The sequence below is a fragment of the Nostoc sp. UCD121 genome (assembly GCF_014222285.1).
Lineage (GTDB): Bacteria > Cyanobacteriota > Cyanobacteriia > Cyanobacteriales > Nostocaceae > Nostoc.
This window is the reverse complement of sequence record NZ_JACKZS010000007.1, coordinates 37,040-50,924: the sequence shown is the minus strand read 5'-3', so window position 1 is coordinate 50,924 and position 13,885 is coordinate 37,040. Positions and strand designations below refer to the sequence as shown.

Genomic DNA, 13,885 nt, shown 5'->3' with positions numbered 1-13,885 from the left:
GCCCCTTAGCGTTTACTCCGCGCCCCTCTGCGTTTAAAAATCTTAATTTTTTTCAACGCAGAGGAACGCGAAGGTTTAATGCAAGAGTTAATGTATACCGCAAAATGGATCGCGTTCTTTATCAACTTCATTAGGCTGCAATTCTAATTCAGCAATATAAATACATCCTTCTTCTTTTAGGCATTCCTGACTGTTTGATGTCCAATAAGGCACTTCACCAGCGTGCATCCGTAGAATACCTTGATCGTCAAGAGTTACACGATATTGACAAGGGTAATCTGTTGTCACATCTGGTTTGCTGAGTGCCCCAATTCTTATCCATTTTTTGCTGTTGGTTTCCGCATCTGTTTGATAAATATAGAAGGTGTGTTGGCCAGTTTGTGGGAAGGGAGGTAAAGGATTACTAATTAATCCAATTCCTGGTTCCGTCACGCCATCGCGTAGATAGTGAAATTTTTTAAACAATTTAGTACCATCATTTCCTACTTCAAAGACAAGATGATAGGCATCTGGTTGATCGACAGTTGCAGACTCAATAACATTGACGGCAATATCACCATCGTTTAAATCTTTATTGAAGCGTTCTACGGCGATATTCCAGTTCAATTTACCATCAGCAAATAGTGGCGATGTTTCGGAAACAACTGATTCCAAATCAATACCAGAAATATCAATTAAATAATGGGGATTTCCTTGACAAAGCAATACATTAAATTCAAGGGTTTGGTCAATTTCAAACTGGACTTTGATTTTTTTCAGAAACTCTGCTTCTTGCATTCCCAGTTTATTCATGAGGTTTTTACCGTCGAAGCTACCCCAGAGTCGTAAATCTCCATCTTCGTAGTCTTGACGGTAAATAATATTAGTTAATTGTATCCCTTGCCATGCAGTACGAACCTTCGCTACAGTTTCCCAAGGTGCGAGTTGATAGAGTTCTTGTCCAGCTTTGAATATAGTTAGTAAATCGTTACTTTGGGTTTTGCGTTTGAAGTTGCAGGGTAAATAATAAAACAGGTTTTTGACATCAATTTCTAGTTGGTTGGCTCCCTTACGCAGCAAGCTTTTAGACTCTTCTGGATCGAATCTCAATCTTCGCAATTTCTCGGCATAGCAAGCACCTGCGGAGGTTGCTAATTTGGTAAATTCCAACACAAATGTAATTCGTTCTGGATTCCACACAAAATATGGAGACTTACTAAATTCTTGGTAGATTTGGCGCTGTACTATGTCTAAATTACAAGTTTTTCCAGACAAAATTAACCAATCAACTTTTTGGGAATTCCAAGAATCTTTGGTGAGATCATCAGAACGTAAGCGGCTTTCCATTAATCCTTTGGCAATACCGATCGCTTCTTTTATTCCTGCAACGGCGGCTCGTTCAAATTGCTGGTTATCTAGGGTGACACAGATGCTATTTGGATCTTTGACTTGCAATTTAACGGCGCTTTGAGTGAGGAGTTCGGAAATTTGTTGTTCAGAAAGTGTGAAGGTTAATAGAGAATTATCTGCTGGTGCTTTCTGCCCAAGTTTAAGTTTAGCAGCTTCTGCATAATCCCAGAGGATATAAAATGATTGCAGCCGTTGTGGTGCTTGTTGCCAACGGGTGGGTAATACTTTCTCAGCAGTATCTAGGGCATCTTTGTAAGCAATATCGCCTTCTGGATTTTCTTTATCTAGACACTTTAAAAGACTGCCACTTTTGAATTTGCCTTGTTCTAAAAAGCGCTCGTTTAATTCAGAGCTAATTAAATCTTCTAGCTTTTCGCTTTCAATATCACCTGTTGTTACTGCTGTCAATAAAAAGTCTGCGATCGCAACTTTTAATAATCTAAAAATTCGCAGCGTAATTAACTCACCACCTAACTGTAAATGACCGGATGAACCTAATAGCTTGGGGGTGAGTTTATAGTAACGTCCTCCTAAACCCCGATCTTCATAATCGGCAAAAGCTGGGGTTTTATCTTCTAAAGTCAATTCAATTAAAGCTAAATCTGTGGTTCCGCCGCCGATATCTAAAACGAGGACATTTTGTGACCATTTATTTCCGACTTGACGGCAACGAGTTTTGAATGACTCGATGCCAATATTAAGATTACCGCCAAATTCTCGCCACAAAAAGAATATCGCCACGGAAACGGCTTCATCATAAGCAGTTTGGACATCATCGATCCCCAATTGCTCAACAAATTCCTTAACTTCTTTGCGAACAACTGGTGGGGCGACAGTGGGGTAAGTGACAACTGCTGTCAAAAAAGTTCCTTCTGAAAATCTGCGTTGGGCGCGTCGGCGGTAATCTTCAGTTAACTCGATTAAATGTGCCCAAGCAGATTGAATCAGTTGGTTAGCGCTAATTATTTCTTCTTTACCATCCAAAATAACTGAAAACGATCGCTCCTGGCCAAAATAACGTTTGGGCGAATGGTGAAATCTGCTGATAATTTCCTTTAAAGAACTGCTTGTACCTTGAGCGATCGCTTTTTTGCGATTATCTCTAGCTTCCCTACCCATCCGCAGTTTTAAGTCTCCTAGCTGCGAAATTTCCAACTCGCTGGGAATTTCCGTATCGCGGCGATCGATATCCAGCACAACTGGGATCAGATTTTGCGACTCTAGGGTAGGAACGCGAAACACCTCATGATAGATTTGGTAAAGTTTTTTGCTGACAGCACGGCGGAATCTCTCACTGTTTCCTAAAGAAAGCTCAATTTGGCGAATTGCTTCCAAAAATCGCTCTTTATTGTCACTTTCAAAGACTTCACTCAACTTTCTTGGATCTATCTCCAGGTTTTTGCTAATTTCGGTGATGAACTTTGCCCAATCATCATCGCTGACATCTGGTAAAGCCACTGAAGCGGGAGAACTCAACCATTGTGATAAGCGATCGCGCAACCGCACTTCCTGTTCTTTTGGTAGAATTTCTGCGATCGGCACTTCAATTGGATCGAAGAGTGTAACTGTGGAGTTTGACGTACCAAAATCTAAAGCAAACCATCCCGGAAATCTTTTTTGTTGTTTCTCGCTTGGTTCTTGATCGCTATATTTGTTGAGTTGAAAAGGGTTCATTATAGTATCACTTTCTGTTGTTTGTTTTATAGCTGGCTAAAAACTATGGTTTTTTATCTATCATAAAAATGACAAATTTAGAGAATCTTTCTGGTGAAGACTTTTAATCGTAGGTCTTGTACCACTGATTCTCTTTAGCACTGGCTTTTTTATCTGGCGCGATGCGTAGATTGGGCTACGCTATGAAAATTGCAGCAGTTCCTAAGTTGATGTTGAAGATTCTTGCCCAGTTGCAAGTCTTACTTGTTCGATAGTTAAATTAAGTAACTTGGCAACTTCTTCTATTGGCATACCACTGGCTAAAAGTTGAGGTAGAAGTTCAAGTTTTAGTTCTTCTCGTCCCTCTTGTTTAGCTTCTTGATAAACCCTCGTTTCTTCTAACTTAACTCCTAACATTGCCTCTACCTCTTCACGACTTAAGTTGGCGAATTTATAAACAGCAATCGTTGTGATTACATCTATTATCTCTTCCTTAGCTAAAACAGTTAAACTTCAACTGATTCAAAGCGATAGCTAGCAGCTTCGGCTGGAGGCTGTTCTACTAGCTCGAATAGCAACCCAGGGACACGCTTGAAAATTGTATAAAAAATAGCATCTCGTCTCACAAAGACATCCTCATATCCCTACCCGATCGCAATCAGTTATTTTCTGAGTTAGCTCATCTCAAACATCTAAGTAAGAAACAGAAGCGATTTCTGAAAGAATCTGTAACCAAGTAGGAATCGCTATCTCAGTTGGTAAGTCCCCAGCCGCCAAATATCTCAGCAAAGTTTCTTTTTTTGAAAGGTTTTGCAAACTAGGAATAATTTGATCCAAAATGCCTGCTATTTCCGAATTAATTTGCTGATTAACTTCGCTAACATACTGCACAAGATGGAGGCTAGCGCTAGCAGTGATTTCATCTCGCAGCCGCAGTACTAAAAGTTGGTGATTGCTCGATCTAGATAAACCTTGGCTTTTTTCTGGCGCCCAGTCAAAGATTTGACCAACGTTGTGTTTCTCGTCTTGACGCGCTAGAGGAAAGATGGTTTCAGGTGCAACTGTTTTATCTTTACTAGTGATTTCCGAGATGATTGCTTCCTTCCATTCGTTAGGATCGCATCCTAGTAATAACTTGTAAAACAGATCGGCATCTTCAAAACCAAATTTTTCTTCAATTTGTTGTTCCATATCTGGATGGAAAAATACCTGCAATTGTTCGCGTTCTGGGGCTACATAATTTGATAATTGGTTCAACAAATCTAATACTGCTTGATGAATGCGATCGCGGGCAAAATCTTCTACTTCTTTAACGGTTTTCTCAAATACTGGATAAAAATCATCGCTTTTAGTTGGAAGAGAACTATTTACACGATTTCCCCGATCGAATAATTTCCCGGCTGCACCTTTAGATTCTGCCAGAGCGATCGCTCCATTGTTGGCTTTGTTGAAGAGTAAAGTCCACTGGTTCCAATTGAGGATTCTAAAAGTGAGTTCGTCTTTAACTACATCGCTGACGACAACACCGCGCCGATCTTTAAGTGGTTCTGTCCCTAAATCTTTTTGAAAATTCCTGTAGATTTTATCCAAGCTTTCGACCACATAGCGCAACTCAAGAAAGGCGGGGCTGTCTCCTGTGGGGATACCTTGCTCGTGAATTTCATCTATGATGTCTTTCAAGTGATCTTGTTGCTGACTTACTACATCAGAAGCTCTGCGAGTATCTTCATACAGTTGCTTCAAACCGTGAGTTGCTACGTGAGTTTGAATCACTTCGCGCAGCTTACTAAGTCCGCCATCTTGACCAAAATAACCTAGCTGTTTGCCTAAATTACTGCGGGGATCGGTGTCTAACAGCCGTTCGCTTAATAACTCCCATTTATTTTGTAGCCGTTTCGACCGATCTAGGTAATCAGGGTAGTCCAAGTTAGCCAAAAAATCTGGTGAGCCAGCTTTGACTGTACTAGAACGTTTTGCTAATTCAGCCAGTCCCAATAGTGGCGACAGTAAAACGATGCGGTCTTTTTGGGTTGTAAAGGCTTCTGCACCGTCGATGGTAGTTTGCAGAACTTTGAGTTTTTGGAAAACGGTTTCCTCTTTTAAATGTGAACTATCTTCAATCAGTTGGTCGAGTTCTCTTTCGCCACCTTCGCTATCTAAGGGGAGTTGATCGAAGCGGCCCACACCGACGAGAATCAAATCTTTTAGGTCTTGTCCCGGTCGCTGCTGCTGCATCATGGTAAAGATTTTATTGGCGCGATCGCTCCCAGGAGATTTACCATTTAGCAATACCAAAATTGTTTGTACTTCTGCCAGTTCTCGCAGCGACAAAAAGGTATCCCTAGCCCCCGAATTAGCAGCCCCCAATCCCGGAAAGTCGATGAGAATAAATTTCGCTGCACCTGTAAAATCCCAAATTTCCCGCGAGATTTTCACATCGATATCTACGCGCCGGATGAGTGGAAAGCTATTCTGCAATAACTTTGTTGGTAGCCTCTGGGGTGGACTTGGTAATCGGATATGCGCTGGCGGTAAATCTTCAAATTTTAGACTTTGGATTGCCATTGGCTGTTCGACCAGCTGTAGCCCTTCGCGGGCGGTGGTAGCATCAATCTGGTAGTGCCCACCACACATTACTTCCCCATAAGCTTGATAAGCCCGCAGGAATAATACCAACTCCCGAAGTAAATAACGTAGCTCCAAATTGTTACTACTATTCCAAGCCTCCTCACACCAGCTAATAATATCTTTGCCAGAGTTGAGTTTCGATACTGGTATCGGAGGAAGCCCTGCTGCTGTCGTGCGTTTATGGGCTTCGCCTAGCATGAAGCGTAGACACTCATGTACCCCTTCGTGAGAAAGATACTCTACAGTGAAATTACTTAATTGAGTAGTTGCAAAGTCGTCTTGCGGGATGATATGTATTGCGGTAACATTACCTGTAGTGGGGTTTTCACTGACTGGTAAAGCATCTGCATATCCAATTAGACTGCCTAAAAGTAAAGTTTTTCCACTACTGAATTCCCCCATCACCCCAATTTTGACAGGTGAAGTTGCAAGGTCTACAGTTTTCTGGGCAGCTGACCGCAAACGCAGGAGACAGTCATCAAGACTAGCTGGAACCCAATCTTCTTGTTTTGAAGGGTGCTGGGGCACAGAATCTATCTTTCGGAGGATGAATTCGCCGTACTCCTTAAAACGGCCCAGTTTATCTGGTTCCATAAAGTAGTTCCCGCCTAACATGAATTTCTGTGAGCTTTATAACATATAAAATAGGATCGCTAGCCATTGTTATAACGTGTTGATATCACATTTAGCATCTCTCTCATTTAATTTGCGATTTTGGAATGAAGCATTTTGAACGGTCAAGACAATTTTGAAAAATCGGGTTTTTCAGGGAAAGTTGAAAAGGAATTCAGAAGTCAGGATTCGGAAATACGAATAAATAAAGTAGAGTTTTATACACAAAATCGTTAAGAGATGCTTAGTATAGATGTGGGCATTAAATCCTTTTAGACCATTGATTTTAAGAGCTTTTCTGAAAAACATTAGGTGAATATAATTCGTTACTACACAAGCAAAGTTTACCTACACGGAAAAGATAAAAAATCAAAAATTTCAAAACCACTGACGTTGGTTTTGTATTTCGACTCCGCTCAACACAAGTCTGTATAGTCGTGACTGATAGTCTTCAAGACTCTAATTCATGCTGAATTCTTCTTGATAAAAAATCAATATTTATTTGATATGAAATTACCGATTATTATGAATTTCTGATAAAGATGTAATTGCCTCTTAGCGACTCATATAGTTTTTGTAAAGCTAAATAAGGTTTTGAGCTATGTGATTACATAGCTCAGATGAATTTAAAGGTAATTTTAAGAATAAACATAGTTAAATAATTTTCCTGACAGATAAATATTTTAAATCTCCCCAAAAATCATGAAGTTAATCTTAATGATAACTTCAGCATTTTTTCAATTTATTTACAAGAGAAAAGCAATTGTTGGAGATATAAAAATAAATAAAGTATTAAGATAAAATAAGAGACCGCAATCCAGATGATATCCCTTTATTAACAAATTCTATTTTCAGATATTTACCTTAATAATTTAGGCAGAGCAGGCAGGCAAAAGTGTTTTCTAAAAAGGTGCAGGGCTACATTAACCAAATCATAGTCAAAGAGGAAGTAATACAACAGGATGAAAAAGTATTTTGCCAGCAGGCAGACACTTCTCCTCTGATGATTTGGATGGCTGGATGCAATGCACTTTATTCCTACTTAAATTCAAATTGGCTAGAATTTACTGGAACCCATCTAAAAAAAGGCGGGCCTGCATCTGCTCGACGAGAAGAGATAAGCAATATCTGGGCTGGTAGCGTCCATCCAGAAGATCAACAACAATGTAAAAATATATACTTAAAAGCATTTGCAACGTATAATTCTTTCCAGAGGCAATATCGCCTGCGTCGGTCTGATGGCAAATATCGCTGGATTTTAGATACAGCTGCGCCACGATTTTCAGCAGATGGTAGGTTTGTGGGTTACATCGGTTATTGTGTGGATGTAACAGAAGTGCGGTTAACCCTGAGAGAAAACTACTCGGCATCTACACATTCATCTCGCGATCTCCGCAAATTAACAGAACAAAAACAAGCGGCAGAATTAAAAAAAGCACAAAAGCAACTCCAAGCCGAAACTGCAAAACGCCAAGTAGTTGAATCACAGTTACGCCAAAGAACATCAGAATTTACAGCGATTTTGCAAGTGCTTCCTGATTTGTACTTTCGTATCGATGCTGATGGAAGTATTCTGGATTACAAACCAGGAGAGATAAAAAAGCCGTACATTTCAACGGAAGATTGTCAGGGCAAGAGTTTGCGAGAATGTCTACCGACTGCTATCTGCGATCGCTTCCAGCAAGCAATAACTCAAGTACTCCAAACTCAATCTTCAGTCAGTTTTGAATATACCTTACCGCTTCCACAAGAGAAGATTAATTTTGAAGCTAGGTTATTGCCGTTACCAGACCAACAAATCATAGTTCTTGTCCGTGACACCAGCGACAAAGTACAAGCAGCATTAATAGAAAGCGATACCAAGTTTCGCACCATTATTGAAAATGCCAATAACGTTATTTTTGCCCTGACCCTTGAAGGGATATTTTCTTACGTTTCTCCAAACTGGACTGAAATTTTTGGGCATGAGATAGCAGAGGTTGAAGGCCAATCTTTTATTCCATTTATACATCCTGATGATGTGCCTATTTGTGCAGATTATTTCCAAAGAATTGCGACAACAACCGAAAAGCAGAACGCAATTGAATATCGGGTAAAACACAAAAATGGCAGTTGGCGATGGCATACAAGCAACTCATCTGCTATTAGAGATGCCAATGGTAATGTTATAAACTTCGTTGGTATTTGCTATGACACCACCGATCGCAAGCAAGCAGAAGTTGCACTCAGAGAATGTGCCCAACGGGAAGCATTACTCAATCGTCTTTCTAACCAGATTCGAGCTTCCTTGGATCTCAATTACATTGTTGAAACCGCAGTGCAGGAGATCCGTGACTTATTCCAGATCGATCGCTGCGCCTTCTTTTGGTATCGGCAAGACGCTGAAGTTACCCATTGGGAGAAAGTATACGAAGCGAAAAGTTCCTTTTTACCCTATCTAGTTGACGAACAAGAAGCAACTAATGCAGAAATCGAACTTATCGCTGCCAAAACCTTGAATAGAGAAATCATCCGTATTAATGATGTTGAGACTGTAAGCGATTGCACTGCAAAGGTATTTTTACAAGATTTTGGTTTCACCGCCTTTATGTCGCTACCTGTACACACCCAATCTGGCGAAATAGGAACATTTAGCTGTGGTTCTTGTGGTGGCTTCCGGCCTTGGCTGGACAACGAAGTAGAATTACTACAGGCAGTTACAGTTCAAATAGCGATCGCTATTGACCAAGCTAAACTCTACACCCAAAGTCGCATTGCGGCCCAAACAGCCCAAGACAAAGCCCAGCAACTAGAAGCAGCATTACTAGAACTTCAACAAACCCAATCCCAACTGATTCAAACTGAAAAAATGTCCAGTTTGGGACAATTGGTTGCAGGTATTGCCCACGAAATCAATAATCCCGTCAATTTTATCTACGGCAATATTAGCCACGCCCGTGAATATACCAAAGACTTATTGCACTTGGTAGAACTTTATCAGCAGAGTTACTGCCCACCAACACCAGATATTCACGAACAAATCTACAACATAGATTTAGACTTTCTCAAGGAAGATTTGCCTAAAATTCTGGATTCTATGAATATGGGAGCCGAACGCATTCGGCAGATAGTCTTATCTTTACGCAATTTTTCTCGCCTTGATGAAGACGGCACGAAAGCAGTAAATCTTCATGAAGGTATTGATAGCGCCTTACTGCTGTTGCAAAATCGTCTGAAAGTCAAACCAGGACATCCCGAAATCCAAGTAATCCGAGACTATGGCAACCTACCACCAGTAGTCTGTCACGCCGGACAGATGAATCAGGTGTTTATGAATTTGCTGGCAAATGCGATCGATGTTTTAGAAGAGTCATGTGTCAGTAGTCATTTGTCATTAGTAAATAACTCTCAACAAAGGACAAACAACCAAGGACAAATTACTTCTCCTCAGATTCGCATTCGTACCCTTATCAAAGAAGACCGTGTAATCATTGGCTTTGCCGACAATGGCCCAGGCATGACTGAAGAAGTACGCAAACGCTTATTTGACCCCTTCTTTACTACAAAACCCGTAGGTAAAGGCACGGGTATGGGTTTGTCAATTAGCTACCAAATTGTCGTTCAAAAACACGGCGGACAAATCCAGTGTATTTCAGCACCTGGAGAAGGTGCAGAGTTTGTCATCATGATTCCATTACATGAGCAACCTTCAACATAAATATTACAACTTTAATCTTTTCTTAACCAAAAAGTTAACCTATTAGTTGTTAACTAAGATTAATTCACTTTTTGCTGCAACATTTGAACCCCCCAAAAACCTAAAATTTACAGGAATTGGGGGGATTATTTATACTATAGGGAGTTAGAGCTAAAAATATTACACTTTAATTACTCTGTAATAATAGTACTATCTTTGCGTCGGCATAGCCCAACCCAGGCGATAGCACCTTTAAAAAAATCCCTGAATACAAGTAAAGTAGAAGGCTGGGATGATACAACCCCAAGGTCAAAATAGTATCACCTACACACGCGTTATTCATCTAAGTCACGTGATTGACATAGATATTCCCCAGTGGCCTGGAGATCCCACAGTAGAATTTGAAACTGTGGCTGAACTAAATAATGATGGCTATTACCTCCGACGTTTAGCCTTGGGGGAACATAGCGCTACCCATATCAACGCTCCTAACAGCTTTCATAGCTATAGTATGGGAATTGACCAATACCCCGCCCAATCTCTGGTTGTACCTGCGGTGGTTATAGATATTCGTCAAGCCACAGCCGTGAATTCTGATTATGCCCTGACTATTGCTGATATTGTGGCTTGGGAAGAAGAATACGGTGAAATTTCTCAAGGGTGCGTAGTTATACTGAATACTGGTTGGCAAAAAAAGTGGTTTGATAAAAGTGCATTTCTAAATCATGATGCTCAAGGCATTGCCCATTTTCCAGGGTTTGGTAGCGATGCGACTCAATTCTTATTGAAGAAACGGCAAATTGCTGGGGTAGGGATTGATACTCATGGTGTAGACCCTGGACAGGATAACAGTTTTGCTACTAATCGTTTGGTATTGGAAAAACCGCGTATTGTTTTAGAAAATCTCACCAATTTGGATCAGTTACCACCCAAAGGTACTACTCTAGCGATCGGGATTCTGCGGTTGCGTGGTGGTTCTGGTTCTCCTGTAGGTGTCTTGGCATTAGTGCCTTAATTTTTATATCGATATTTGCTTCTCACACCAATTTTTTAAACTTGAGGATAACCTAGAAAGCAAGCAAACTTACTACAGCTTTGTGTAAAATCGTAACGTTTTTAAACGTAGAAGAACGCAAAGTAAATGCAAAGGTACGCAGAGTCTTGCGAAATTTTCTTGGCTTATTGTTTCTTTCTTTGTGTCCTTTGCGTCCTTTGCGGTTCGTTTCTCATACAGAAGTTGTATTAGTACACAAGTTTCACTCGATCATCAGCCGGGGATTTTTAAGATGACAACTCCGCTATCTTGCCGCAATTACATCGACGGTCAATGGTTGAATGCTGTAGGGGAAGGAACTTTAGAAAGTCGCAACCCTGCGGACAAAACCGAAATCGTTGCCACATTCCCCCGTTCCCAAGTTAATGATGTAGATACAGCAGTAGCCGCAGCCCGTAAAGCCTACCGCAGTTGGCGCACAGTCCCGGCCCCAGCTAGGGCAGAATACATCTTTCGCGTCGGGGAAATATTACTCCAGCATAAAGAAGAACTTGCCCAGTTAATCAGTCGAGAAATGGGTAAACCTCTAACGGAAGCTAGGGGAGATGTACAAGAAGGTATTGACTGTGCCTTTTACAGTGCTGGCGAAGGACGGCGACTATTTGGGCAAACCACACCGTCGGAAATGTCCAATAAATTCGCCATGACTGTGCGGATGCCCATAGGAGTTTGTGCCTTAATCACTCCCTGGAATTTCCCTGTGGCAATTCCTTGCTGGAAAGCTATGCCAGCTTTGGTGTGTGGTAATACAGTCATCCTCAAACCTGCCGAAGATACCTCAGCCTGTGCAACTAAATTGATTGAAATTTTCCAACAAGCTGGTTTGCCACCAGGAGTAATTAACTTGGTGCATGGTGTAGGAGAAGAAGCGGGGAAAGCTTTAGTTGAGCATCCCAATGTAGATTTGGTATCGTTTACCGGTTCTTCAGAAACAGGTGCTTTTGTTGGCGCTACTTGTGGACGCACTCACAAACGTGTCTGTCTGGAAATGGGTGGTAAAAATGCCCAAATAGTGATGGAAGATGCCGATTTGGAACTTGCCTTAGATGGTGCAGTGTGGGGAGCATTTGGAACAACCGGTCAACGATGTACGGCTACTAGTCGCCTGATTTTACATCGTGATATCAAAGAAAAATTTACCGCCATGCTTTATGAGCGTACTAGTAAGTTACGCTTGGGTGCTGGCACTGACACTGACACAGATATTGGCCCGATTATCAATGAAAAGCAACTCCAACAGGTAAGCAAGTATTTGGATATCGCCCGTGAGGAAGGAGCAAAGGTTTTAATTGGTGGAGAAATAGCCAGTGAAGGTTCATTGAAAAACGGTTACTTCTTTCAACCAACTATTTTGGATCATGTAACTCCCGATATGCGAGTCGCCCGTGAAGAAATATTTGGGCCAGTGGTGGCATTAATTGAGGTTAGCTCCTTTGAAGAAGCGATCGCAATTCTCAACGATAGCAATTACGGTCTTTCTTCTTCAGTTTACACCCGCGATATCAACCGGGCTTTTACTGCCATGCGCGACATCGAAGCAGGTATCACCTATATTAACGGCCCTACTATCGGCGCAGAAGTACATTTACCTTTTGGTGGTGTGAAACAAACCGGTAACGGACACCGCGAAGCCGGAACTACTGCCTTGGATGTTTTCACAGAATGGAAAAGTGTTTATGTTGACTTTTCTGGAAGTTTACAACGCGCTCAGATAGATAACCGCAGTTAATTTCGCAATACAGCGATTTTCAGTTGAGTAGACTATAAAAAAAGACCTAACCCCCAGCCCCTTCCCTTGTAGGGAAGGGGAGTAAGACTTTTAGAAGAGAGAATCTAAATAACACGCATTGGACTGCAAAATTTGTAGTATCCCCTTGACATGATGTAGAAATTGTACTACATTTGTAGTATGAAAAGAAAAGCCTCCACAAAGGCAAAACTAAAAGCTCTCAGAAGCTTGACAATTGCATAGATACCACTTGTTTGGGGCCGCGATTGGGGTTCGACTGCTCCGAAACCAACAAATGGACGGTTGCAGGATTCGGGTTCAATTCCCGACGGCTCCACTAAACTTGACTGCGGTTGAAGTTATGTAGAGGCTTGGGTCTGTAGCTCTAACGGTAGAGATCCCGGATGTCACTTGTGCCCTGACAGAAAAAGCTTACATACTTGCTCAATGGTAGAGCGATCGTCTCTAAAACGATAAGTGCAGGTTCAATTCCTGCGGTGTTACCACAGCTTTTTCAACTTGCATGAGGTGTGAGTGTAACTCTCACAGGGAGGGTATCGGTTCAATCCCGATCAGATCCACTAATACGAATTCGTAATACTCGCCAAAAGCGAGAAGCAAGCTACGTAATTCGTAATTCGTAATTAAAACAAGAGGTGATTGGAATGGTTCATATTCGATTTGAAGGACGTTCTGTTGATGTCCCAAAAACACAATTGGGAATTGCAGCAGGGATGAATGATGTGGCGGTGAAGGAGCGCGTTGCTCGGCATTTAGATGTGAATAGCGATCGCCTCTCTGCTTACGTAATCGATCGCCGTCCTAGTGGTGATTTGATCGTCCGCCCTGAAGCTGTATATGGTTAAATTTCTTAGTCATCTGTGCCTTAACAGAAGAAGCATACATACACATTCATAACGGCCCTAATGTAGTAAAGTTCGAGCGTTCGAATAAGCGAAGCATGATTTCTAAGTCTCTCGCAGGTTTAGCGTGCGTGCCCACTGCCAATATTTGGTAAGAGCGGCCGTAGCTGTAAAAAGCTTCTTAAACTTGCACGGAATGATTTAAGACTTAATTCCGCGCCCTAACTTGTAAAGCCTACACACTATCCGGCAACGGATCGCAGGTTCGATTCCTGTCGCTC

The 13,885-nt window shown here is 41.5% G+C and carries 6 protein-coding genes, 1 other RNA gene and 1 pseudogene; 5 read left to right on the top strand and 3 right to left on the bottom strand.

The window, feature by feature from the left end; all coding sequences use genetic code 11:
• Nucleotides 1–87: 87 nt before the first annotated feature.
• The 3 genes and pseudogenes from GNF10_RS02770 to GNF10_RS02760 all read right to left on the bottom strand — a co-directional run bounded on the left by GNF10_RS02770 (nucleotide 88) and on the right by GNF10_RS02760 (nucleotide 6,264).
• Complete coding sequence (locus GNF10_RS02770) at nucleotides 88–3,063, bottom strand: molecular chaperone (protein WP_260446082.1); 2,976 nt, start codon at nucleotides 3,061–3,063, stop codon at nucleotides 88–90.
• 201 nt (nucleotides 3,064–3,264) lie between these two features.
• Nucleotides 3,265–3,668 (bottom strand): annotated as a pseudogene (locus GNF10_RS02765) (DUF2887 domain-containing protein).
• 58 nt (nucleotides 3,669–3,726) lie between these two features.
• The gene (locus tag GNF10_RS02760; RefSeq protein ID WP_185580465.1) at nucleotides 3,727–6,264 is read right to left on the bottom strand and encodes a proteasome protein; all 2,538 of its coding nucleotides are present in this window, start codon (nucleotides 6,262–6,264) and stop codon (nucleotides 3,727–3,729) included.
• A 913-nt stretch (nucleotides 6,265–7,177) separates the two neighbouring features.
• On the opposite strand from GNF10_RS02760, the gene GNF10_RS02755 reads away from it, so the two are divergent.
• The 5 genes from GNF10_RS02755 to GNF10_RS02735 all read left to right on the top strand — a co-directional run bounded on the left by GNF10_RS02755 (nucleotide 7,178) and on the right by GNF10_RS02735 (nucleotide 13,607).
• Nucleotides 7,178–9,979 (top strand): PAS domain S-box protein, encoded by a 2,802-nt coding sequence (locus GNF10_RS02755; RefSeq protein ID WP_311774096.1) that lies wholly within the window; start codon nucleotides 7,178–7,180, stop codon nucleotides 9,977–9,979.
• Nucleotides 9,980–10,250: 271 nt separating this feature from the next.
• Complete coding sequence (locus tag GNF10_RS02750; protein WP_185585630.1) at nucleotides 10,251–10,973, top strand: cyclase family protein; 723 nt, start codon at nucleotides 10,251–10,253, stop codon at nucleotides 10,971–10,973.
• A gap of 271 nt (nucleotides 10,974–11,244) precedes the next feature.
• Complete coding sequence (locus tag GNF10_RS02745) at nucleotides 11,245–12,741, top strand: aldehyde dehydrogenase family protein (protein ID WP_185585631.1); 1,497 nt, start codon at nucleotides 11,245–11,247, stop codon at nucleotides 12,739–12,741.
• 256 nt (nucleotides 12,742–12,997) lie between these two features.
• Nucleotides 12,998–13,081: a transfer-messenger RNA gene (gene ssrA, locus GNF10_RS02740) on the top strand.
• Between the two features lie 325 nt (nucleotides 13,082–13,406).
• The gene (locus GNF10_RS02735; RefSeq protein ID WP_012407952.1) at nucleotides 13,407–13,607 is read left to right on the top strand and encodes a hypothetical protein; all 201 of its coding nucleotides are present in this window, start codon (nucleotides 13,407–13,409) and stop codon (nucleotides 13,605–13,607) included.
• Nucleotides 13,608–13,885 lie beyond the last annotated feature (278 nt).

Coding starts and splice junctions, on each gene's coding strand:
- GNF10_RS02770 (WP_260446082.1), bottom strand. CDS start 3,063: ATGAACCCTTTTCAACTCAACAAATATAGCGATCAAGAACCAAGCGAG.
- GNF10_RS02760 (WP_185580465.1), bottom strand. CDS start 6,264: ATGGAACCAGATAAACTGGGCCGTTTTAAGGAGTACGGCGAATTCATC.
- GNF10_RS02750 (WP_185585630.1), top strand. CDS start 10,251: ATGATACAACCCCAAGGTCAAAATAGTATCACCTACACACGCGTTATT.
- GNF10_RS02745 (WP_185585631.1), top strand. CDS start 11,245: ATGACAACTCCGCTATCTTGCCGCAATTACATCGACGGTCAATGGTTG.
- GNF10_RS02735 (WP_012407952.1), top strand. CDS start 13,407: ATGGTTCATATTCGATTTGAAGGACGTTCTGTTGATGTCCCAAAAACA.